The organism is Mesorhizobium sp. CA6 (assembly GCF_020165035.1).
Classification (GTDB): Bacteria; Pseudomonadota; Alphaproteobacteria; order Rhizobiales; family Rhizobiaceae; genus Mesorhizobium.
Genome location: NZ_JAIUHI010000010.1, coordinates 94,447 through 116,375, shown reverse-complemented (window position 1 = coordinate 116,375; position 21,929 = coordinate 94,447). Strand labels below are relative to the sequence as shown.

17 protein-coding genes are annotated in these 21,929 nt (G+C 61.6%); 5 read left to right on the top strand and 12 right to left on the bottom strand.

Annotation, left to right across the window (positions count from 1 at the left end):
- Nucleotides 1–24: 24 nt before the first annotated feature.
- The 6 genes from LB526_RS16920 to LB526_RS16895 all read right to left on the bottom strand — a co-directional run bounded on the left by LB526_RS16920 (nucleotide 25) and on the right by LB526_RS16895 (nucleotide 8,682).
- Nucleotides 25–4,338: a glycosyltransferase gene (locus tag LB526_RS16920; RefSeq protein ID WP_224628631.1), complete on the bottom strand. Its 4,314-nt coding sequence runs from the start codon at nucleotides 4,336–4,338 to the stop codon at nucleotides 25–27.
- Nucleotides 4,335–5,243: a dTDP-4-dehydrorhamnose reductase gene (gene rfbD, locus LB526_RS16915; RefSeq protein WP_224628630.1), complete on the bottom strand. Its 909-nt coding sequence runs from the start codon at nucleotides 5,241–5,243 to the stop codon at nucleotides 4,335–4,337. The genes LB526_RS16920 and rfbD overlap by 4 nt, the downstream gene beginning before the upstream one ends.
- Nucleotides 5,240–6,418 (bottom strand): dTDP-glucose 4,6-dehydratase, encoded by a 1,179-nt coding sequence (gene rfbB, locus LB526_RS16910; RefSeq protein ID WP_224628856.1) that lies wholly within the window; start codon nucleotides 6,416–6,418, stop codon nucleotides 5,240–5,242. The genes rfbD and rfbB overlap by 4 nt, the downstream gene beginning before the upstream one ends.
- A 14-nt stretch (nucleotides 6,419–6,432) precedes the next feature.
- The gene (rfbC, locus tag LB526_RS16905; protein ID WP_224628627.1) at nucleotides 6,433–6,987 is read right to left on the bottom strand and encodes a dTDP-4-dehydrorhamnose 3,5-epimerase; all 555 of its coding nucleotides are present in this window, start codon (nucleotides 6,985–6,987) and stop codon (nucleotides 6,433–6,435) included.
- On the bottom strand, nucleotides 6,980–7,870 hold the full coding sequence (gene rfbA, locus LB526_RS16900) for a glucose-1-phosphate thymidylyltransferase RfbA (RefSeq protein ID WP_224628625.1): 891 nt from the start codon (nucleotides 7,868–7,870) through the stop codon (nucleotides 6,980–6,982). The genes rfbC and rfbA overlap by 8 nt, the downstream gene beginning before the upstream one ends.
- 221 nt (nucleotides 7,871–8,091) lie before the next feature.
- Nucleotides 8,092–8,682 (bottom strand): biotin transporter BioY, encoded by a 591-nt coding sequence (locus LB526_RS16895; protein ID WP_224628623.1) that lies wholly within the window; start codon nucleotides 8,680–8,682, stop codon nucleotides 8,092–8,094.
- A gap of 222 nt (nucleotides 8,683–8,904) precedes the next feature.
- Here LB526_RS16895 and LB526_RS16890 point away from each other — a divergent pair, with 222 nt between their 5' ends.
- Entirely contained in the window at nucleotides 8,905–9,813 is a 909-nt protein-coding gene (locus LB526_RS16890) for an MBL fold metallo-hydrolase (RefSeq protein ID WP_224628620.1), read from the top strand.
- On the opposite strand, the gene LB526_RS16885 is transcribed toward LB526_RS16890, so the two are convergent.
- Entirely contained in the window at nucleotides 9,814–10,599 is a 786-nt protein-coding gene (locus tag LB526_RS16885) for a DUF1499 domain-containing protein (protein WP_224628615.1), read from the bottom strand.
- 81 nt (nucleotides 10,600–10,680) lie between these two features.
- Nucleotides 10,681–12,309 carry a fatty-acid--CoA ligase gene (locus LB526_RS16880; protein WP_224628614.1) on the bottom strand — a complete coding sequence of 543 codons (1,629 nt, stop codon included), beginning with the start codon at nucleotides 12,307–12,309 and terminating at the stop codon, nucleotides 10,681–10,683.
- A 189-nt stretch (nucleotides 12,310–12,498) separates the two neighbouring features.
- Between LB526_RS16880 and LB526_RS16875 the strand changes: the two genes are divergently transcribed.
- Together LB526_RS16875 and LB526_RS16870 are read left to right on the top strand one after the other, a co-directional pair.
- Nucleotides 12,499–12,855, top strand: coding sequence for a hypothetical protein (locus LB526_RS16875; RefSeq protein WP_095766801.1), 357 nt, complete (start codon nucleotides 12,499–12,501; stop codon nucleotides 12,853–12,855).
- A 204-nt stretch (nucleotides 12,856–13,059) separates the two neighbouring features.
- Nucleotides 13,060–13,449, top strand: coding sequence for a DUF427 domain-containing protein (locus tag LB526_RS16870; RefSeq protein ID WP_095766800.1), 390 nt, complete (start codon nucleotides 13,060–13,062; stop codon nucleotides 13,447–13,449).
- An 83-nt stretch (nucleotides 13,450–13,532) separates the two neighbouring features.
- Here LB526_RS16870 and LB526_RS16865 read toward each other — a convergent pair whose 3' ends face one another.
- The 4 genes from LB526_RS16865 to ppdK form a co-directional block, all read right to left on the bottom strand.
- Complete coding sequence (locus LB526_RS16865) at nucleotides 13,533–14,270, bottom strand: polysaccharide deacetylase family protein (protein WP_224628854.1); 738 nt, start codon at nucleotides 14,268–14,270, stop codon at nucleotides 13,533–13,535.
- Between the two features lie 135 nt (nucleotides 14,271–14,405).
- Entirely contained in the window at nucleotides 14,406–15,563 is a 1,158-nt protein-coding gene (locus tag LB526_RS16860; RefSeq protein WP_224628613.1) for a glycosyltransferase family 9 protein, read from the bottom strand.
- A gap of 253 nt (nucleotides 15,564–15,816) precedes the next feature.
- Entirely contained in the window at nucleotides 15,817–16,920 is a 1,104-nt protein-coding gene (locus LB526_RS16855) for a glycosyltransferase family 9 protein (RefSeq protein WP_224628611.1), read from the bottom strand.
- A 119-nt stretch (nucleotides 16,921–17,039) separates the two neighbouring features.
- A complete protein-coding gene (gene ppdK, locus LB526_RS16850; RefSeq protein ID WP_224628609.1) occupies nucleotides 17,040–19,724 on the bottom strand; it encodes a pyruvate, phosphate dikinase in 2,685 nt (894 codons plus the stop codon).
- A 214-nt stretch (nucleotides 19,725–19,938) separates the two neighbouring features.
- Between ppdK and LB526_RS16845 the strand changes: the two genes are divergently transcribed.
- Together LB526_RS16845 and LB526_RS16840 are read left to right on the top strand one after the other, a co-directional pair.
- Nucleotides 19,939–20,283: a VOC family protein gene (locus LB526_RS16845; RefSeq protein ID WP_224545796.1), complete on the top strand. Its 345-nt coding sequence runs from the start codon at nucleotides 19,939–19,941 to the stop codon at nucleotides 20,281–20,283.
- A gap of 199 nt (nucleotides 20,284–20,482) precedes the next feature.
- A complete protein-coding gene (locus tag LB526_RS16840) occupies nucleotides 20,483–21,907 on the top strand; it encodes a phosphomannomutase (RefSeq protein ID WP_224628606.1) in 1,425 nt (474 codons plus the stop codon).
- Nucleotides 21,908–21,929: the final 22 nt, after the last annotated feature.

The following is a 21,929-nucleotide window of genomic DNA, read 5'->3' as shown; positions in this document are numbered from 1 at the left end:
GGTAGGGCACAGCTTCAAACTGGCTCATGCCGCACGCTTTTCGTCTCTGTCCAAACGGGATGTCAAACGCTGCAGTATTTCGCGAGCAAAGGCTTCCGACGAAAAATGGGCTTCAAAAACTGCCTTGGCAGCATCTCCGATATCGCACCATTTTGTTCTCTCGCCAATCGCCCGTTTGAGGGCAGCCGCGAGATTAGCTGGACTGGGATCCTCGGCCACATAACCGGACACGCCATCCTTAATAAACTCAGCGGTCCCGACGGTGGTCGAGCATATTAGAATCTTTCCACACCGCAGAGCATCGATCGAGACCAGTGGCAGCGTGTCATCGCGCGAAGAGACAAGAAGTATGTCTGTTTCATGCAGCGCCCTCTCGTATTCCGCATGGCTGAGAGCGCCCTCCATCGAAACACCCACTCTAATGTCCGCCATCTCGTTAATCTGGGTGTAGTACCCCAGGTTGAGAATTCGGCCAGCCAATCGCAACTCACACATACGCCGAGCGTTTTTCTCCAACTTATCCAGAGCCAGAATCGCCAAGTCCTGCCCCTTGCGTGGCTCGTAAGAGCCCAGCACCGAAATGACGACTCTGTCGGTCTCGCTGACTTTCGATTCCAGAAGCTTCGGAACTGAGCCGATCGTCGACGTGCCATACGGGACAACGGAATAGTCCCGAAAGAACGGCTCGACCGCGCGGCCGGCAATCTGGCTCCCGACCCAGACGCCTGCAGCTTTCTTCAGAGCCTGCCTGGCATCTAGATTCGATGAGAAAAGATCCTTCGCGAATTCGCTTTCGTGGATGTACCAAAAGGTGGGTACCGCTTCGGCAAGCTGAGATACAACCGGCCACCCGACCACCGTATTCACGATTACCGCATCGAAATTCCTGCCGAACTTGAGAACGGTTTCATGGCGCGCGAGGAGAAGTTCATCAACGATAACCGTTATGCCAAGCTCGTTGATATACGATCGCATCGGGCCGTCGGTAGGCGCAGCCACAACAACGAAGTTTCCTGCATCTGAAAGCGCCTTAGCTAGATCGAGAACAACGCGCGGCGCACCACTTTCAGTCATATCATGAGAAATTATTAATATATCCCGGCCAGTGCTATACAGGCGATCTAAATGGCTAACCGCTCTGGTTCCAGGATATACCTGAAATTCCTCCTGCGAGTCGTGATATAACAATGCTTTCATCTTCCTGGTGTAGAAAGGGTCTCGGCTAATCGCGTTTGTCCACCTTTTTATAAGGTTGATATCAGCCTTATCCTTTTTGTGCTTCGTGTCTTTCTTTTCTTCCTCGCCGATAGATGCATGACCTATGTGGTATAAGCGTGAATATGGTGAGTAAACGCAGCTGTATCCTCTATCTCTTACCTTAAGGCACAGATCGACGTCAGAATGTGAGATCGGGAAATTCTCGTCGTCAAACCCTTCAATCTCGAAAAATATGTCACGAGCTATCATCAAGCACGCGCCACAAATTAAAGACACATCGCGGACGGACTGAGCAAAGTTGTAATGTTCCGCTGTCATGTCGGGGAGGCAATGAAACGCAGTTCCAACTAGCCCCCGGACCCCGGTCACCATTCCCGCATGCTGAATCAAACCATTCTCATAGAGCAACTTCGGGCCTACGACGCCGACGCCCTCCAGCGTCGCGATCTCCAGTAAGCTCGAAAGCCAATCCCTCGAAATTACCCGAACATCATCATTAAAGAATACTATGTACTTTCCGAGCGAATCGCGCGCTCCCTGATTACACTTTTCAGAAAAATTAAATACTTTATCAAATATGGAAAATTTAACTTTTCCATATTCTTTTGATAAATTTTCCGCTATTTTCGTATTCGTCACAACGACGATTTCGAAGAAGCCATAATCTGTTTTACTAAAGATTGAATCTATTGAGGATTTGATATTCTCCGCACTATCGGATGGGATTACAATTGATACAAATACATCCGAAAAGAGACTTGAATCTCGATAAACTCGGTTCGCATATGGCAGAGCCAATGCTTGACCACCATAATTTCGGCGCCGAATTGCATCTTCGAGCGCGGCGACATTTGAAATTCGAGCATAGTCCTTCCCGCCTACCGACGCCGACCCTTCGATCATTCGCCAACCGTAGAGAACACGCTCTATATGCACGACTTTCTTGAAGCACTCTGATACCCGCAAGGCCAGATCATAGTCTTGCGAGAAATCATATTCGCTGCGGAAGCCGCCAACCTCATGAACAAGGCTCTTTCGATACGCAGTTAGATGAGCGGTATACATGCAGTTGAATAGGAGATGAGGACTCCAGTCCGGTTTGCAAAAAATTTCCACAGGGCGATCATCAGCATCGATCTTGCACTCGTCGGAATAGAGGAAATCGACAGCAGGATCTTCCACTATAACTTCTGCGATACGCAGAAGCGCATCCTTTGTAAGGAGATCATCATGATCTAAGAGGGCAATGTACTGACCAGACGACTGATCTAGCGCGCGATTGGTGGCTTCGGATATGCCTCCATTCTCAAGAAGACCGCTCACCTTTATCCGACTGTCGAGAGAAGCGTACCTCTCCAGGAGGTTCGTGATTTCACTGTCTTGCGAACAATCGTCGACTATCACGAGCTCCCAATTTTGGTATTCCTGAGCTACTACGGACAGTATCGCCCGCTCCAGAAACTTGAGTGGCGACCTGTAAACCGGCATCAACACGGATATGGTTGGACCGGAAAGACTGGACGTTGAAAACGTCGACAGCTTAAGGCGAGATGACACCTCTTCTTTTTCCCTAAGAAGATTTTCGGCGATTTGGGCATCTGGAAGACGAAGAAGGGAGAGCCCATCGAGGGTGGTCTGCCTTACCCCTTTCAGAGCTACCCTGCTATAGATAGCCTTTGCCACATTTAACCAGCTGCCACGATGCGTACGGGACTGCCGTAAGCGCCGGAAAAGCCTAGTGGCATTCATTCGCTCCGGCCGGGCTATTCGCAAAGGATCACTTTTCCCACCAGAGAGGCCCGAAATATCTTCTTGCGTTATCTGAGATTCGAGCGCGCCGTTCTGGCGCTCCGACAACGCTCGAACTCTCTCCGCGATAATTTCCGACTTAGCTTTATTCAACATTTCTGATAATCTTAAATTGTTTTCTATAGCCGTCGAAAGATTGGAGCTAAGTTTCTCTTTCTCTTCGGCGTTACGTTCGATTACCTCATCCATTGCGGCTTGAGCTTCCGCAAGACGGCGACCATATCGGGCTATCTCTGTGTTTTTCTGCCGAATCTCAACTGCAAGCTGAGCAGCCCTGGTCGCTTGGTCTTCTAAAGTTCGCTGCAAACCCACCTGCGCTTCGGAAAGAACCTGCTGTCGTGCCTGCAGCTCAGGAAAAAACGCTTCGCCGAAAACCGGGGCGACGGCGTCGAACCCAGACTTGATGCGATCAAGAACCTCCATGGCGTCGGGGTCATTGGGGTCTGTCTCCAAAGCCCTGAGTGCCGAATAGGCATCTTTGACCCAGCTGGCGACACGCTCGTCGGCGAAGAGCGCGCCATCAGACGCCGCATGGTGTTGATGGTCCTGGGATATATGGGCATCAATTTCAGCTGCGGCCTCTTCTATCGGCCTTGGCCACGTAACCGAAAGCGCCTCCGCAATCCTGTCCAGCCTTAGCCGCCAGTCCTGCATTATCCCCTCGTAGGAAACGAACGCACGCAGCGAACCCCGCGTCGATCGCTCCGCGTCAAGTTCATGGCGAAGCCAAAGCAGGGCACCGAAGCCTGGTGTTGAGCGATCCCGTTTGCCAAGCGAAGCTATGACCGCAAGCGGATTGCGACTTGCCAGAACGTACCGCACGTCGATTTTCATCGATTTTAAAATGTTCGCGTAGAGCGGCACAAAACGTGAGATGCGCGGCTCCTTGAGCACCAAAAAAGACGCATCGCTATATTCCTCGTCGATAATGCGTGCGATCTCGGCTCTGTAGAATTGGGCTCGTGCGTTCGGCAAGTTGCCGAGATCGAAGCTCCGCCAGTCATCCCATCTGCTGCCCGCCTCCTCCAACATCTGGTCGTGCAACTCGATCAGTTGCGAGGGTTCCCAGTGGCCCGTTGGGTTTGTCGGATTTGCCCCGAGCAAATTCTTCGGCAGTTCCGCGCCAAGCAGACTGAGCACCCTCGTGAGCGCGCTCGTCCCCGAGCGGTGCATGCCGAGCACCATGATGCAGGTGCGCTTCGCGGGCTTGGTCTTCGCGGACTTGGCCCTGGCGCCCTTCTTCGGCGCCGCTTGATCGGCCGACTGCGCGCTCGCATCGCGCAGTTGCTCCGGTGCTGGATGCTTGTTCATGCACTCAATGCCTGTTTCGTCTCGCCGCCCCCCAGCCGCCGAACCACATTTTCGCTCGACTCGCGCCACCCCGGCGCCTGCCACCCGAACACGCTTGCAAACTTCGCACTCGAAAGCCGCGAATTTTGCGGCCGCCTGGCCTTGGTCGGATAATCCGCCGTCGCGATATCTCGCACTTTCGCGTGCGGGCCACCAAACGCCCGGCTTGTGTCGAGGATGTGACGGGCAAAGCCGCTCCAGTTGGTGTCGCCCTCGCCCGCCAGATGATAGACGCCGAAGGCGGCGAAATTGCCGTCGTCGACCAGTTTCGGCGCCGCATGCAGGATCGCGTCGGCGATGTCGAGCGCCGAGGTCGGATTGCCCCACTGGTCGGCGACGACCGATATCTCCTCGCGGTCGGCGGCCAGCCTCAGCATGGTCTTGACGAAGTTCCTGCCGAAGGGGCTGTAGACCCAGGCCGTGCGCAGGATGAGGTGGCGCGGGTTGGCCGCGGCGACCGCCTCTTCGCCGGCGAGCTTGGAGGCGCCGTAGACGCCGAGCGGGGCGGTCGGGTCGGTCTCGACATAGGCGCTGTCCTTGGCGCCGTCGAAGACATAGTCGGTCGACAAATGGATGACGGGGACGCCGAGCCTTGCCGCGGCTTGCGCCACTTTGCCGGCGCCGGTTGCGTTCACGGCGAAGGCCAGGTCCTTCTCGTCCTCGGCCTGGTCGACAGCGGTGTAGGCAGCGGCGGACACGATGAGGTCGGGCCTTGCCGCTTCAAGGGCCGCGAGCACCGTGTCGGGCCGCGCAAGGTCGAGCGCCGGCCGGCCGACGGCGACGACCTCGACATCGTCGCGGCCCCGCGCCGCCTCGACCAGGCTTGCGGCGACCTGGCCTTCGCGTCCGGTGACGGCAAGCCTCACGTCGTTACCTTCCTGCTCTCAGCCGCGTTCCCGACCGGGCCGCCTTCGGTCTTTGCAGCGCCGATCGGGGCGTTGCCGATCAAGGCGTTCTCGGCTGGGGCGTTCTCGACTCGGCGCGCCGTAGCCCGGCCCAGCCGCGCCCCGTCGTAGCGCTGCTCGCGGATCGGCTCCCACCACCATTTGTTGTCGAGATACCAGTCGACGGTCCTCGCCAGGCCGCTGTCGAAATTCTCCTTGGGCGTCCAGCCTAGCTCGCGCGCGATCTTGGAGGCGTCGATCGCATAGCGGCGGTCGTGGCCGGGGCGGTCGGTGACGAAGGCGATCAGCTCGCGATGGCGCTTGCCGCCGGCGCGCGGGCGCCTGAGGTCGAGAAGATCACAGATCGCCTCGACGACGCCGAGATTGGTGCGCTCAGAATTGCCGCCGACATTGTAGCTCTCGCCCGGCCGCCCCCTGGTCGCCACCAGCTCCAGGGCGCGCGCGTGATCCTCGACGAAGAGCCAGTCGCGCACATTGGCGCCGGCGCCGTAGACGGGCAGCGGCTTCTCGTCGAGCGCGTTGAGGATGACCAGCGGGATCAGCTTTTCCGGGAAATGGTAGGGGCCGTAATTGTTCGAGCAGTTGGACAGCACCACCGGCAGGCCGTAGGTCTCGTGCCAGGCCCGCACCAGATGGTCGGAGGCTGCCTTGGAGGCCGAATAGGGCGAGGACGGCGCATAGGGCGTTTCCTCCACGAACATGCCGCCGTCGAAAGGCAGGTCGCCGAACACCTCGTCGGTCGAGACATGGTGGAAGCGGAAGCCCGCCTTGCGCTCGTCGGACAGGCCGCGCCAGTATTCCAGCGCCGCATTCAGGATGCGGTAGGTGCCGACGATGTTGGTCTCGATAAAGGCGCCTGGACCGTCGATCGAGCGGTCGACATGGCTCTCGGCGGCGAGGTTCATGACGATGTCGATATCGTCGCGGCGCAGGATCTCCAGCACCGCGCGCTCGTCGCAGATGTCGGCGTGCTCGAAGCGGTAATTATGCGCGTTCTCGATCGGCCGCAGCGAGGCGAGGTTGCCGGCATAGGTGAGCTTGTCCAGATTGGTGACGCGGTAGGCCGGATTGGCGCATAGATGCCGGCACACGGCCGAGCCGATGAAGCCGGCGCCGCCGGTGACCAGGAAATTCATGCCGCCGTCCCTCCTCACGCGAACACCTCCGCCGCGGTCAGCAGCGGCGCGTTGCGGTCCTTGTCCGAAAGCTGGAAGCCGCCCGCGATCTCGGGCCATGCGATGCCGATCGCCGGGTCGTCGAAGCGGATCGAGCGGTCATGTTCGGGCGAATAGGTGTCGGTCACCTTGTAGAGCACCTCGGTATGCGGCACGAGCGTGACGAAACCATGCGCGAAGCCTTTCGGCACCAGGACCTGGTTGCCCTTGTCGGCCGATATCTCCAGCGCTTCCCATTTGCCGAAAGTGGGCGAAGAACGGCGGATGTCGACCGCGACATCGAGCACGCTGCCGCGGATGACGCGCAGCAGCTTGGCTTGCGCGCGCGGCGGCAGCTGGTAATGCAGGCCGCGCAGCACGCCGGCCGCGGCGGAATAGGAATGGTTGTCCTGCACGAAATCGAGATCGATGCCGGCTTCGGCGAAGCGCTCGGCATTCCAAGTCTCGCTGAAAAAACCGCGCGCGTCGCCATGCCGCTTCGGCACGATCTCCAGCACGCCGTCGAGGCCGAGCCGCCTGACCTCAAGCACCGCGTTCCTCCATCAGATCGGCCACCCGCCGGCGCAGATAGGCGGCATATTCGTTCTTGCCGAGCCGCGCGGCGCGATCCAGCACCTTGTCGGCGCTGATCCAGTGCTGCTCCAGCGCAATCTCCTCCGGACAGGCGATCTTGATGCCCTGGCGATGCTCGATCGTGCGCACGAAAGACGATGCCTCGAGCAGGCTGTCATGCGTGCCGGTGTCCAGCCAGGCATAGCCGCGGCCGAGGCGGTGGACATGCAACTCGCCACGCTCGAGATAGACATTGTTGACCGCGGTGATCTCGAGCTCGCCGCGCGCCGAAGGGCGGATCGTCGAGGCGATATCGACTACCTTGTTGTCGTAGAAATAAAGACCGGTGACGGCCCAGTTGGACTTCGGCTTTTGCGGCTTCTCCTCGATCGTCAGAGCCTTGCCGGTGGCCTTGTCGAAGGAGACCACGCCATAGCGCTCGGGATCGTCGACATAGTAGGCGAAGACCGAGGCGCCGCCATCGCGCGTCGCCGCCTCGCGGCAGAGCTGCGACAGGCCACCGCCGAAATAGATGTTGTCGCCGAGAATCATCGACACGCTATCCTTGCCGATGAAGTCGCGGCCGATGATGAAGGCCTCGGCGAGGCCGTTGGGCTCCGCCTGCACGGCATAGGACAATTCCAGCCCGAATTCGGAACCGTCGCCCAGCAACGCCTGGAAGACCGGCAAGTCGCGCGGAGTTGAAATGACCAGAATCTGGCGAATTCCCGCGAGCATCAGCACGCTCAGCGGGTAATAGATCATCGGCTTGTCGTAGATCGGCAGTATTTGCTTAGAAACCGCTAATGTTAGCGGATAAAGACGTGTTCCGCTGCCACCCGCAAGGATAATTCCTTTCAACAAGCTCTCCTTGAACTACCGCGGCCCCCGCCTCGACGCCAAGTTGCCCGTGCTTAGTTTTCGGGCGCTGGCTTGTCAATGTCGGCTTTGACTGCTTCCCGACGTTACTTCATCGCTTTCTATCATCTGGTATAAGGCGGTTTCGAGCGAAATCCGACTGCGCCATGAAAAAGGGCCGGCGGGCGCTTGTCGCCCGCCGGCCCTTTTCTCGTCGATTGTTCTCAGCCGCGCTTGAGCAATGTCCACACGGCCGGCACCAGGCTGGCGGCCAAAGCCACCTTGATCAGGTCGCCGACGATGAAGGGCAGGACGCCGAACTGCCAGGACTTTTCCGGCCCGATCAGCGTGGCCAGCCAGGCAAAGCCCATGGCCATCATGACAACCTCCGCTATTAGCATGGCGCCGAACAGCTTGAACGGGTCGCGGTCCCAGCCGCGGTCGGCGGCCCAGCCGGCGATCGCCGCCATGACCACGAAGCCGGCGAGATAGCCGCCCGTCGAGCCCAGCATATAGACAATACCGATGCCCTTTTCCGGCGTACCCTGGAAGACCGGCAGACCAAAAGCGCCCTCGGCGAGGTAGAGAAGGAGAGTCGCGACGGCAAGGCGCAGGCCGAATGCCGAGGCGATCAACAGGACGGCCAGCGTCTGCAGCGAGATGTCGACCGGGCCGAGCACCACCTTGGTCTTGGCCGAAAGCGTCAGCAGCAGGGTTCCGGCGAGCGCCAGGAAAAGCTGGGTCGCCATCCGGGCAACACCCCGATCCGGCAGGGTGAGTGAAACAAGCGGGCGCATCGTTGTTGCAGTTGCCATGGTCTTCCCCATTCTGGCTGATTTGCCGGGTGGCTGATTAGCTGGCTCTTAAAGCGCATCGCGCAGAAACGCATTCAGGCGACGCGCTTTAAAAATTGTCTTTATGCATGTCGTTCTCCCAAAAACCGCTGCGCAGTTTTGGGCGACATCCATTGATTTTCCTATATTGGCTTCCGTATCGGACGGCAATCATTTTGCCGCATCGCAACGGAGCCCGCAGGCATGGCCCTTGAATTCGACACCAGCTTCGATCCCGCCTACGGCCGGGCGGTTCCGGTTGCGCCGGATGTGCTGCGCATCACCGCAAGAAATCCGGGTCCTTTCACCTTCCACGGCACCAACAGCTATCTCGTCGGCAGCGACACGCTGGCGGTGATCGATCCGGGGCCGGAAGACGACGCCCATCTCGAAACACTGCTCAAGGCGATCGGCGGCCGACCGGTCAGCCACATCTTCGTCAGCCACACCCATCGCGACCATTCGCCTTTGGCGGCGCGGCTGAAGGAGCGCACCGGCGCGCCAACGCTTGCCGAAGGCCCGCATCGGCCGGCGCGCCCCTTGCGCATCGGCGAGGTCAATCCGCTCGACGCCAGCGCCGATCTCGCCTTCGTTCCCGATGTCGTGCTGGCCGACAATGCGCTGACTGAGGGCAACGGCTGGGCCATCCGCACCGTGCTGACGCCCGGCCACACCGCCAACCACGCCGTGTTTGCCCTCGAGGGAACCGGAACGCTGTTTTCAGCCGACCATGTCATGGCCTGGTCGACCTCGATCGTCGCGCCGCCGGACGGCGCCATGGCCGACTATATGAGCTCCCTCGACAAGCTTTTGACGCGCGACGATCGCTTGCTTTTGCCTGGCCACGGCGGACCTGTGGCCGCGCCCCAAAGCTTCATGCGCGGCCTGAAGACGCATCGCAAGATGCGCGAAAGGGCGATCCTGGAGCGCATCCGCGCCGGAGACCGGACGATCGCGGAAATGGTCGCGGCGATCTATCGCGACACCGACCCGCGGCTATACGGCGCCGCCGGTCTTTCGGTGCTTGCCCATCTCGAGGATCTGGTTGCCCGCAGCCTCGTGGCCACAGAAGGCGATCCGGCTATAGACGGCATTTTCAGCCCCGCCGCGTGATCACTCAGCCGGCGCCGCGCCGACCTGCCCGGCGACTTGCTGGTCCAGCTCGCCGAGGAAATCGGTGATGCGAGCGGCGTTGTCGCCGAGGTCGTAGCGGCCGTAGCGCGAGGCCGAGCGCATGTCGACGATGACCTGCTCGCCGTCGTCGGTGATGCGGATGGCGACGTCGGCCGGCAATCCGAGCACGAAGCCCTTTGCCAGCGCGTTGATCGTCGCCTGGCTTTGCCCGTTGATGTCGGGATAAGGCGCCGTCAACTGCCAGTCGCGGCGGTCGAGCACGGTTTCGACAGCGTCGACGACGGTTTCGAAAGGCAGATTGTAGCTGCGCCCGCTGACCAGCGGATAGGCCTCGGCCTGCAGGGCCTGCTCGCCCGGGGTCGGCGGCGACAGCTCGTTCATGTCGGCGGTGCGGTCGCTGGTGTCCAACGCGGGCGGATCGTCGAGATCGGTCGAGATGTCGCGCAGCGGCGGATAGATCGTCGCCCAGTAGACGGCGACGCCGTAGGGTGCCAGCACCAGCAGCGCCAGCAGCGCGCCGATGGAGAGATCGCGGCCGCCGCGATCGCCGAAGCTCCAGACCCTGGCCAAGCCGAGACCGGCCAGCAACAGGGCAAGCGCAGCCAGCAGCGCCACGAGCGCCAGGACCCACAGGAAAGGCGGCGTCTCGACGAGACCCAGCCTGTAAGCGGCAACGGCGGTGAGCAAAAGGACGAGAGAGAATGCCCCGATCCGCCGCGACCAGCCGGCCGCCCTTGACGTCTGCCGTTCAGGAATAGATGCCATTCTCTGCCGTATCGCCCCAACCCGGCCGAGAGTTAGCGGTTTTTGGCGCCGGCTTGAAGCCGAAAGATCGAACATTTTTCGTCAATCCGTCGGCAGGCGGTAATCCTTGAACTGGGCACGCAAACTGGTCTTCTGGATCTTGCCGGTGGCGGTGTGCGGAATTTCGCCGACGAAGGCGACGTCGTCGGGCATCCACCACTTCGCCACCTTGCCGTTCATGAAGGCGAGGATGTCGGTCTTGGTCGGCTCCTTGCCGGGCTTGCGCACGACGACGAGCAAAGGCCGCTCGCCCCATTTGGAATGCGGGATGCCGATGGCCGCCGCCTCCGCCACGTCCGGATGGCCGACGGCAAGGTTCTCGAGATCGATGGTCGATATCCACTCGCCGCCGGACTTGATGACGTCCTTGGCGCGGTCGGTGATCTGCATGTACCCGCTGGCGTCGATATGGGCGACGTCGCCGGTGTCGAACCAGCCGTCGGCGTCGAACTGCTCGGCGCCGGCGCCGCCATAATAGGCTCGGGCCACCGCGGGGCCGCGCACCTTGAGATGTCCGAAGGTCTTGCCGTCCCAGGGCAGCGCGTTGTTGTCGTCGTCCGTCACTTTCATCTCGACGCCGAAGGGGGGAAAACCCTGCTTCCCCTGCACGTCAAGCCGCGCCTCGCCGGTCAGCGCCTCATATTGCGGCTTCAAGGTGCAGAGGGTGCCCAGCGGCGACATCTCGGTCATGCCCCAGGCATGCACCACCTGCACGCCGTAATTGTCCTGGAACTTGGCGGTTATGGCGCGCGGACAGGACGCCCCGCCGATGACGACCTTCTTCAGGTGAGGCAGCTTCTTGCCGGTTTCCTCAAGATATTGCAGCAGCATCATCCAGACGGTCGGCACGGCGGCGCTGAACGTCACCTTTTCGGTGTCGAGCAGTTCATAGATCGAGGCGCCGTCCATCTTGCAGCCCGGCATCACCAGCTTGGCGCCGATCATCGGACCGCTCTGGCCGAGCCCCCAGGCGTTGGCGTGAAACATCGGCACGACCGGCAGGATCACGTCCCGGGTGGACATGCCCATGGCGTCGGGCATGGCGGCCATCATGGCGTGCAGGACATTGGAGCGGTGGCTGTAGAGAACGCCCTTCGGGTCGCCCGTCGTGCCCGACGTGTAGCACATGCCGGCGGCGGTGTTCTCGTCGAACGTCTTCCAAGCGAAGGCGCCGTCGGCTTCGGCCAGCCATTCCTCGTAGGCGACGGCGTTCGGCAGCGACGTTTGCGGCATATGCGCCAGGTCGGTCAGCACGATAACCCGTCGCAGCGATCGGACCGCGCCGGCGATCTTTTCCAGGATCGGCACGAAGGTCAGGTCGACGAAGATCGCCTTGTCCTCGGCATTGTTCATGATCCAGGCGATCTGCTCGGGAAAAAGCCTCGGGTTGAGCGTGTGATAGATCGCGCCGATGCCCATGATGCCGTACCAGGCCTCGATATGGCGGGCGGTGTTCCAGGCAAGGGTCGCGATGCGGTCGCCGAGCCTGAAGCCGTCACGCTCCAGCCGTTGCGCCACCTTGAGCGAACGGTGATGGATTTCGGAATAGCTGGTGCGCACGATCGGGCCTTCGATCGAACGCGACACGACCTCCCGGCTGCCGTGCTGGCGTTCCGCATGGTCGAGCAGCTTATGGCAAAGCAGCGGCCATTCCTGCATCAATCCAAGCATCAATTCCTCCCTTTGCGCATTCGCGTCATTTGTTTCACGCATTGTGAAACGAACCGGCGGTTTGTCCAGCCGCCATAAGTCGAAGCCAGTGGATGGATCGAAGGACCGGGAAAACCGCCATAATCCGGCCATCGTCGCCGTTAAGTTTCGTTAACGGGCTTGGTGAGATTGGCGAATGGAGAGATTCGCATGGACGCGCAGCTCGACGAAAAAGCCCTCGAAAGCACGCTTGCCGAAAGTCTGGACGATCTGACGCCGGACATCAAAACCGTTTCCGAAGATGAATTTGCCGAAGTCGTCGGCGGTGCGCTGGAGGCCGTCGGCGGAACGCTGCTGTTCAAGATGCGCGTTGAAAACGGCGCCGAGGGCGAGCATGTCGCCGCGGCATGCATCGGCAACGCCGACAATCGTCAGTTCCTGCTGCTCACGCTGCCGACCACCGGCGGCGCGCTGAAGGTCGAGACGGCGGCGAGAAGCACCAATCCGGTCGCGGGCATTGCCGCCGCCTATGCCGGCCTCATGGACGCCTTCAAGACGGCCGCCTGACGACCGGAAGCAGACGTTCAATGAATGGTGATGACGCCAAGCGTGACGCGCGCTTGCGCGACCCGCCTGCCCGACACATGTAAGTCTCCCCTGAGAACGTTTCACCGTTTCGCGGAAACAACGAAACGCTCTCTCTTTGTTTGACGCAATTCCGGACGGAAAACCGCTTCGCACTTTTTCTAGAATTGCTCCAGGAGACCATTCATGGACAAGCTTGCCAATCCAGCCCCCGGCTTCCAGCGCAACCCGGACAAGGTGATCACCGTCGAACCTTATCGCGGCACCGTCACGGTCCGCGCCGGCGATAGGATCATCGCCACATCGACTGCGGCAAAGGTTCTCTCGGAGCCACCTTACCCGGCCGTCTTCTACATCCCGTTCGACGATATCGATTTCGGCAAGCTCACCCCGACCGACCATTCGACACATTGCCCATACAAGGGCGATGCCAGCTACTGGAGCGTCCAGCCGGCCGGCGAAGCCGGCGAGAACGCGATGTGGGCTTATGAGCATCCGTTCGACGAAATGGTCGAGATCCGCAATCACGGCGCGTTCTACACGAACAAGGTGACGGTCGAAGCCACGCCGGACTGAGCCGTAAAGGGAGGGGCGCTTAGGTCGATCTCGGAAGGAGGTGGCCGCCAAAATTCAGCGGTCGCCACCCTCGCGCCGCGCTCTCAATCGGTGGTGCCGTCATTGCCGACGCCCTCGGCATCGTCGAGGCGTACGAAGGTCATGCCCTTCTGCTTCAAGGCCAGCAAGCCCTGAACCACGCCCTCGCCGGCGGCATGGGTCGGCTGGTTGATGTGGGCGATGATGACGTCGCCGTCCTTGGCGGCGCCGATGCGGCGCGCCGTTTCCTTCGCGCCGAGCAGCGAACCGCCGTCGCCATTGAGCGAGAAGCCTGCGATCTTGAAACCCAGCCTGCGGATCATGGCGATCGCCGAGGGACTGTATTCGGCGGTGGCGCCGCGAAACCATTTTGCCGCAGGGCCGCCCGCGCCGGCCAGGGCGGCGGCGCCGGATTCAACCTCGGCCTGCACGGCGTCCGGGCTGCCGGCGCTGCGGATGCCGAAGATTTTCCGCGGCGTATCGACCGCCGGAACGTGGCGGCCGCCGTGATTTTCCAGCTCGAACAGGTCGGGATGCGCCCGCATGATCTCGACGGCCTCGGCATTGCGCTTCAGCCAGATGCCGGTAACGAAGATCGTCGCCGGTATCCTGTTGTCGACAAGCGCCGAAAGTATCCTTGTGTCGGTCTTTCCGCCGCAGGCATCGAGCGTCAAGGCGACGCGACCGCCGCCTTCAACGCCCTGCGGCTTCAGATGCAGCGTCGGCTCGAGCAGCGTTGCGGCATTGCCCGCCGACGCCGCGAACAGTGCCATCGCGCAAAGGGAGTTTCGAAGCAGACCCATCATTCATTCCACATCGGCAGGCTCGGCATCATCCTTCGCGCCGCGCCAAAAACTTGTCTCTAGAAGACCGGCATCTAGGCGAAAATCGGGACGGCAAACAGCGTAAAAACAGCAATCGCGAAAATTTGCTTTCGCCTATACAGCTGCTTCCAGAGGCATCTCGGTTCGGGCCAGCAACTGGAGCGCTGCCTCGACGACGGCGTCGACCTCCAGACGCCAGACGCAGCATGCCTTGTTGGGGTCGGGCCGTTCGCACAGGTCGCCACCGACGCAGTCACAAGGCATGGACGGGCATACCGCGACGCTCGGCGCGCCGACTGGCCCCCAGTGGATCGGGCTCTGCAGGCCGAACAGGCCGACGACGGGAGTGCCGACTGCGGCAGCCATGTGCATGGGGCCGCTGTCGTTGCCGAGAAACAGCCGCGCCTGCTTGAACAGCGCCGGCAACGTTTCGAGCGGGAGCGCTCCGACCAGGTTGACGATCGGCGTCTTCGCAGTCGCCAGAATCTTCTCGGCCACCTCGTTCTCGTCCGGGCCGCCGACCAGGGCGACGTCGAGACCGGTTTCGGCCGCTATCCGATCGATTGCGGCGGCAAAGCGCTCGGGCTGCCAGCGGCGCCCAGGGAAGCTTGCCCCGGCATGTACCGCGGCAAAGGCGTTCGGCCGAAGGTGCAGCTTGTCCAGCAGCGCCAAGGCTTTCGTCGTCTCGAACGGCAGCGGCCGGAAGGCGGGAGCCCGCGCGCGCAAGTCCACGCCAAGTGCCTCCAGCGGGGAAAGATAACGATAGAGAAAGTGCTGCTCGCCATACCCGAACGGCTTGGCCTTCACATTGGCAGGTTGGCGCGCAAACCAACCCAGGGGCCTTTCGGACGGGTGATATCCCACGCGAATCCGTGCGCCGACCAGCCCCAAGATGAACCGCGACGTCTTGGTGTCGGTGATGTCGATGGCCATGTCGAAATGGTAGCGGCGCAACCTAAAGAGCGTGAGAACGAGTTCCTGCAGGCGTAGCAGCGGCGTGCCGCGCATATGGGAACGGCGGAAGGTCACAACCTCCGAGGCGATGCCGTTGGCGGTGAGGAGACCGCCGAACCGGGCGTCGCAGAGGAAGACGATGCGGGCGTCGGAATATTCGAGCTGCAGGTTCTTCGCCAGCGCGGAGGCAAGAACGAGATCGCCAATGTGCTTCGTCTGCAAGATCAGGATCGAGCGGACTGCAAAGGGAGCCCGCAACATCGGTGTCTGAGCTCCGGACAGACCGGAGTTCGCGAAGCTGGGTTGAGATGTCGACATGTGGAACCATCACGCGCATTTTCACGTGATCTTATACAAGACGACACGGTCGCGGACCATCGGACTCTCGCGCGCGGATAGAGCGTTTCACCGTTTCTCGGAATCCGCGAAAAATGCGCTATTTCGTCGTCTTTGACGCAATTCCGGACGCAAGGCTAAGGCGAAGTCCCGGGACCTGACCGTTTCACACTTTTCCCTGGCTTGCGCAAAGAGGGGGACGCGGCCGACGGGCGGTCCGCAATTCCAGCAAATGTCAGACCGCGGCTTCCAGGACCATCTCGGTGCGCGCCAGGAGTTCCAGCGCCGCGTCCACCACCGGATCGACTTCCAGGCGCCAGACGCAGCATGCCTTGCTCGGGTCGGTTCGGCGGCACAGGTCGCCCCCGACGCAGTCGCAAGGCATCGATGGCCGCAACGAAATGCTGGGCACGCCGACCGGCGCCCAAAGGACCGGGTTGGTCAGGCCGAACAGGCCGACGACCGGCGTTCCAGCCGCGGCTGCCATATGCATCGGTCCGCTTTCGTTGCCGAGAAACAGCCGAGCCTCCCTGAGCAGCGCGAGCAGCGTTTCCAGCCGCAGCGTGCCCGCCAGGTTGACGACGGGCGTCTTCGCCGCGGCCATGATCCTGTCGGTCGCCTCAACCTCGTCCGGACCGCCGACCAGGACCACGCGCAGGCCGGTTTCGCGGACGATCCCGTCGATTGTCTCGGCAAAGCGCTCCGGCTGCCACCGCCGCCCCGCGAAGCTTGCTCCGGCATGGACCGCAACAAAAGCGTTTGGCTGGATCTGGTGCCTGGCGAGCAAGGCCAGGACGCGCGCCGTCTCGAAGGACAGCGGCCGGATGGCCGGCGCCCTGACGCGCAGATCGATGCCCAGCGCCTCCAGCGGAGACAAATAACGGTAGAGATAGTGCTTCTTGCCGAATCCGAACGGCTTCATCCTGACGTTGGCGGGTTGACGCTCGTGCCAGCGCAAAGGCCGCTCCGTCGGAAAATAGCCGACCCTGACCGGAGCGTTGACCAGTCCGGAAATGATCCGCGACGTCTTGGAATCTGTGATGTCGACGGTCATGTCGAAACGGTGCCGCCGCAACGTGCGCACCATCCGGAAGAGCTCGCGCCCTCGCTCGAGCGGCGAGCCACGCATCTTGGCCCGGCTGAAGGGGACGACCTCGGAAGCTATGCCATGGGCAGTCAGGAAGCCGGCGAAATGGGCTTCGCAGAGAAACACGATCCTGACGCCCGGATATTGAAGCTGCAGGTTCTTCGCCAACGCCGAGGCAAGCACGATGTCGCCGATGAACTTGGTCTGCAGGATTAGGATCGATCGGTAAACGGATGGGGAAATCTGCAACATGGGTTTTCCGACACAAATAAATTCGGTGTCGAAAAGTCGCTTGGAACGGTGTCGAGATTCAGGGCCGTCACGCGCACGTTCGCGTGACATTGCATACAAAACCGTAAGGTGTCGGGATGTCAGGCGCGTTTTGTCGCGCCCTTCGCTGCCGCCACGGCCGCCTGCGCGGCGGCCAGCCTGGCGATCGGCACGCGGTAGGGCGAGCACGACACATAGTCGAGGCCGACTTCCTCACAGAAGCGGATCGAGGCCGGGTCGCCGCCATGCTCGCCGCAGATGCCGAGCTTGATGCCCGGCCGCGTCGTCTTGCCCTTTTCGGCCGCGATCCGCACCAGCTCGCCGACGCCCTCAATGTCGAGCGACACGAACGGATCCTGTTCGATGATGCCCTTCTGCCGGTAGGTTTCGAGGAAGGACGCCGCATCGTCGCGCGAGATGCCGAACGTGGTCTGCGTCAGATCATTGGTGCCGAATGAGAAGAATTCGGCCGCTTCGGCAATGACATGCGCCCGGATCGCCGCACGCGGCAATTCGATCATCGTGCCGGTCAGATAATCGATCTTGGTGCCGGTCTCCTGCATGACGCTTTGCGCGACGGCATCGATGCGCGCCTTGACGTATTGCAATTCCTTCACCAGGCCGACCAGCGGCACCATGATCTCCGGCACGACCAGCGCGCCGGCCTTGTGGCCGGCCTCGACCGCCGCCTCGAAGATGGCGCGCGCCTGCATCTCGGCGATCTCGGGATAGGAGACGGCGAGCCGGCAGCCGCGATGGCCGAGCATCGGGTTGAATTCGTGCAGCGCTTCCGTGCGCTGCCTGAGCTTGTCGGCCGACACGTTCATGGCGGAGGCGACCTCGGCGAGCTCGGCCTCGGTCTTCGGCAAGAATTCGTGCAGCGGCGGGTCGAGCAGGCGGATCGTCACCGGCAGGCCGGCCATAATCTCGAACAGCTCGAGAAAGTCCGAGCGCTGCATGGGCAAGAGCTTGTCCAGGGCCGCACGCCTGTCCTTCTCGGTGTCGGCCAGGATCATCTCGCGCATGGCGACGATCCGGTCGCCATCGAAGAACATGTGCTCGGTGCGGCAAAGCCCGATGCCTTCGGCGCCGAAAGAGCGCGCCATGCGGGCGTCGAGCGGCGTTTCGGCGTTGGTGCGCACCTTCATGCGGCGCGTGGCGTCGGCCCATTCCATGATGGCGGCGAAATCGCCCGACAGCTCCGGCTGCAGCATGGCGACCGCCCCTTTGAGCACCTGGCCGTTGCCGCCGTCGATGGTGATGATGTCGCCTTTGCGGAAAGTCTGGCCCATCGAGAGCAGCGTGCCGGCCTTGTAGTCGACACGCAGCGAGCCGGCGCCGGACACGCAGGGCTTGCCCATGCCGCGCGCCACCACCGCGGCGTGGCTGGTCATGCCGCCACGCGTGGTGAGGATGCCTTCGGCGGCATGCATGCCGTGGATGTCCTCCGGGCTGGTTTCGATGCGCACCAGGATTACCTTGCGGCCTTGCGCCCTGGCGTCCTCGGCATCGCTGGAGGAAAAAACGATCTCGCCGGTGGCGGCGCCGGGCGACGCCGGCAGGCCCATGCCTATGACATCGCGCGCGGCATTCGGGTCGATGGTCGGATGGAGCAGTTGATCGAGCGAGGCCGGATCGATGCGGGCGACCGCCTCCTCCCTGGTGATCAGCCCATCCTTGGCCATCTCGACGGCAATCTTCAGCGCAGCCTTGGCGGTGCGCTTGCCGGAGCGGGTTTGCAACATCCACAATTTGCCGCGTTCGATGGTGAATTCGAGATCCTGCATGTCGCGGTAGTGCTTTTCCAGCCGGTCGGAGATGTCGACGAAAGCCTGGAAGGCGTCAGGCATAAGCTTCTGCAGCGACGGCTTGTCGGAGCCGGCGGCGATGCGCGCCGCCTCGGTGATGTTCTGCGGCGTGCGGATGCCGGCCACCACGTCCTCGCCCTGGGCATTGACCAGGAATTCGCCGTAGAGCTGCCTCTCGCCGGTCGAGGGATTGCGCGTGAAGGCGACGCCGGTCGCGGACGTGTCGCCCATATTTCCGAATACCATGGCCTGGACGTTGACGGCGGTGCCCCAGCTTTCCGGGATGTCGTGCAGGCGCCGGTAGGTGATGGCGCGGTTGTTCATCCAGCTCGAGAACACGGCGCCGATCGCGCCCCAGAGCTGTTCCTGCGGATCTTGCGGGAACGGCTTGCCGAGTTCTTCCTCGACCTTGGCCTTGTAGAGCGAAATCACGCCTTGCCATTCCTGGGCCGTCAGGCCGGTGTCGAGCTCATGCCCGAGACTGGCTTTCTGGTCCTCGAGGATCTCCTCGAACACTTCGTGGTCCAGGCCCATGACGACGTCGGAATACATCTGGATGAAGCGGCGGTAGCTGTCATAGGCGAAACGCGCATCGCCGGAATCGGCGGCCAAAGCCTCGACCGTCTCGTCGTTGAGGCCGAGATTGAGCACCGTATCCATCATGCCAGGCATCGAGGCGCGAGCACCGGAGCGCACGGAGACCAGAAGCAGCTTCGACGGGTCGCCGAAGCGGCGGCCGGTAATCCGGCCGATATGGTCGAGAGCGGAGACGACATCCGTCTCGAGCCCGCCGGGATAGGTGCGGCCGTTGGCGTAATAGGCGTTGCAGACCTCCGTGGTGATGGTGAAACCGGGCGGCACCGGCAGCCCAAGGCTGCACATCTCGGCCAGATTGGCACCCTTGCCGCCGAGAAGGTTGCGGTCGCCGGCACGGCCCTCGGCGGCGCCGTCGCCGAAGGTGTAAACCCACTTGGTCATGCTTGCCCTCCAGTTCGTGGGAGATAGAAACATCCGGATGATGGCCGTTTCCCGCCTTCCCCGCTCCGAGCGATAGGATGCTGCACTGCGAAAGGCAAGGCACCGGCAAGCAACCACTGCGGCTACAATCGATTAAGCAAAAGCTGCGTCAAAAAGACTTGCTGGAGGGAAACGACCGATATAGAACATAACGGGAACGCAGTGGAGTAGCGTGATGAAACTCAATGGAAAACTCGACTATCTTGAACTGCCGGCGACGGGCGGCACGCTGGACAGCGTAAAATCTTTCTACAGCGCCGCCTTTTCATGGTCGTTCACCGACTACGGTCCGACTTACGCAGCCTTTGCCGAAGGCCTCGACGGCGGCTTTCAGGCAGATGCCGGCGAAGCGCCGGCCAAGCCGCTTCCGGTCATCTACTCCGAAAATCTCGAGGAAACGCTGGACGCGGTCGAGAGTGCCGGCGGCACCATCGTCAAGCCGATCTTTTCTTTCCCGGGCGGCAGGCGGTTCCACTTCACTGATCCGGCCGGCAACGAACTGGCCGTTTGGGGACATTAGAGCGCTTCACCGTTTTACTGAAACGGTAAACCGCTCTAACTCTTTGATTTACGCAATTCCGGACGGAAAGCCGCTCACACTTTTCCTGGAATTGCTCCAGGAAAGACGCGGATTTCGAGTTGTTTTTGATGTTGACAGCCGGGGGCAGCCGGGCTCATTCCGTTGAGCGGCGGCAATCTTCCAATAGCAAAGCAGACTGATGAAATTCGGCTCAAGCGGCGTTCGGGGTTTGGCTTCCGAATTGGTGGGAAGGCCAAGCGGACTTTATACCGAGGGTTTCGCCCGGCGCTTGCGGTCGACCGGATTTCAGCAAGGCAAGGTCTTCGTCGGGCGCGATTTGCGCGACAGCAGTCCAACGATTGCCGAAGACTGCATGGCGGCATTGGCCGCGGCCGGCTTCCAGCCGGTCGATTGCGGTCCCATCCCCACGCCCGCGCTCGCCTTTTATGCCCGCCTGGACGGCGCCGCGGCGCTTATGGTGACCGGGTCGCATATTCCCGCCGACCGCAACGGCATCAAATTCTATGGGCCGAGGGGCGAGATCGACAAGGCGGACGAGGCCGCCATCACCCGTCACGTCGCGGAACTGTCGGATCGATATCCCTGGCCTCCGGCCCATGCGGACCGGCAAGCCGGCCATGAACAGGCGCTCGCGGCCTTTCGAGATCGTGTCGATGGCATTCTGCCCCCTCGCGCCCTTTCCGGAATGCGTCTCGGCGTCTACCAGCACAGCACGGTTGCGGCGGAGCTGCTGGTCGAGGTCCTGCGGTCCTACGGCGCCGAGGTGATCCCCGTCGGGAAAACGGAAACCTTCGTGCCCATCGATACGGAAGCCGTCGGCCGGGGAACGATGGTGAGGGTGAAAGACTGGGTGCGCGAATTCGAATTCGACGCCGTGCTCTCTGCCGACGCCGATGCCGATCGCCCGCTTGTCATCGACGACAGTGGCGAACTGTTCCGCGGCGACCTGATCGGGCTGGCCACGGCGCTGTTCCTCAAGGCCGACATTGTGGTGACGCCGATCACCTCCAATTCAGGCATCTCCGAGGCTTTCGGATTCGGCGTCAGGAGAACGAAGGTCGGATCCCCTTTCGTCATAGCGGAAATGAACGCCGCGCGGCAGGCAGGCGGCATTGTCGTCGGCTTCGAAGCCAATGGCGGGGTTCTTCTGGGGTCGGACTGCGTGGTGAACGGCAAGGCTTTGTCGGCGCTGCCGACACGGGATTCGTTTTTGCCGATCCTGGCGGTGCTGGGCACGATGGCATCGACCGGAAAATCGCTTTCCGGCCTGCGCGAAACCTGGAGCCTTCCGGTCTGCGCCAGCGAACGGCTCGAGAACTTCCCCGTCGAGAAATCGCGCGGCTTGATGCGAAAGCTCGCGTACCGCGATGGCTTGCGGCACTTCCTTGCCCCCTTCGGCAGCGTCTTGGACGTCGATGAGACCGACGGTCTCAGGGCACGGATGACCAGTGGCGAGATCATCCATCTGCGGCCTTCCGGCAACGCTCCCGAATTTCGGTGCTATGCCGAGGCCGCCAGCCATGACAGGGCGAGCAAGATTGTGGCAATGGCGCTGGAACGAGCGCGCGACACCACACTGGCAGATGAATCAGAAGCCGTATAACGAAGACGGAGCCGGCGATCGC

Excerpts from the sequence above, each read along its gene's own strand:
- LB526_RS16920 (WP_224628631.1), bottom strand. The coding sequence starts at position 4,338 with ATGAACAAGCATCCAGCACCGGAGCAACTGCGCGATGCGAGCGCGCAG.
- rfbB (WP_224628856.1), bottom strand. The coding sequence starts at position 6,418 with ATGAATTTCCTGGTCACCGGCGGCGCCGGCTTCATCGGCTCGGCCGTG.
- LB526_RS16895 (WP_224628623.1), bottom strand. The coding sequence starts at position 8,682 with ATGGCAACTGCAACAACGATGCGCCCGCTTGTTTCACTCACCCTGCCG.
- LB526_RS16890 (WP_224628620.1), top strand. The coding sequence starts at position 8,905 with ATGGCCCTTGAATTCGACACCAGCTTCGATCCCGCCTACGGCCGGGCG.
- LB526_RS16885 (WP_224628615.1), bottom strand. The coding sequence starts at position 10,599 with ATGGCATCTATTCCTGAACGGCAGACGTCAAGGGCGGCCGGCTGGTCG.
- LB526_RS16880 (WP_224628614.1), bottom strand. The coding sequence starts at position 12,309 with ATGCTTGGATTGATGCAGGAATGGCCGCTGCTTTGCCATAAGCTGCTC.
- LB526_RS16875 (WP_095766801.1), top strand. The coding sequence starts at position 12,499 with ATGGACGCGCAGCTCGACGAAAAAGCCCTCGAAAGCACGCTTGCCGAA.
- LB526_RS16870 (WP_095766800.1), top strand. The coding sequence starts at position 13,060 with ATGGACAAGCTTGCCAATCCAGCCCCCGGCTTCCAGCGCAACCCGGAC.
- LB526_RS16865 (WP_224628854.1), bottom strand. The coding sequence starts at position 14,270 with ATGGGTCTGCTTCGAAACTCCCTTTGCGCGATGGCACTGTTCGCGGCG.
- LB526_RS16860 (WP_224628613.1), bottom strand. The coding sequence starts at position 15,563 with ATGTCGACATCTCAACCCAGCTTCGCGAACTCCGGTCTGTCCGGAGCT.
- LB526_RS16855 (WP_224628611.1), bottom strand. The coding sequence starts at position 16,920 with ATGTTGCAGATTTCCCCATCCGTTTACCGATCGATCCTAATCCTGCAG.
- ppdK (WP_224628609.1), bottom strand. The coding sequence starts at position 19,724 with ATGACCAAGTGGGTTTACACCTTCGGCGACGGCGCCGCCGAGGGCCGT.
- LB526_RS16845 (WP_224545796.1), top strand. The coding sequence starts at position 19,939 with ATGAAACTCAATGGAAAACTCGACTATCTTGAACTGCCGGCGACGGGC.
- LB526_RS16840 (WP_224628606.1), top strand. The coding sequence starts at position 20,483 with ATGAAATTCGGCTCAAGCGGCGTTCGGGGTTTGGCTTCCGAATTGGTG.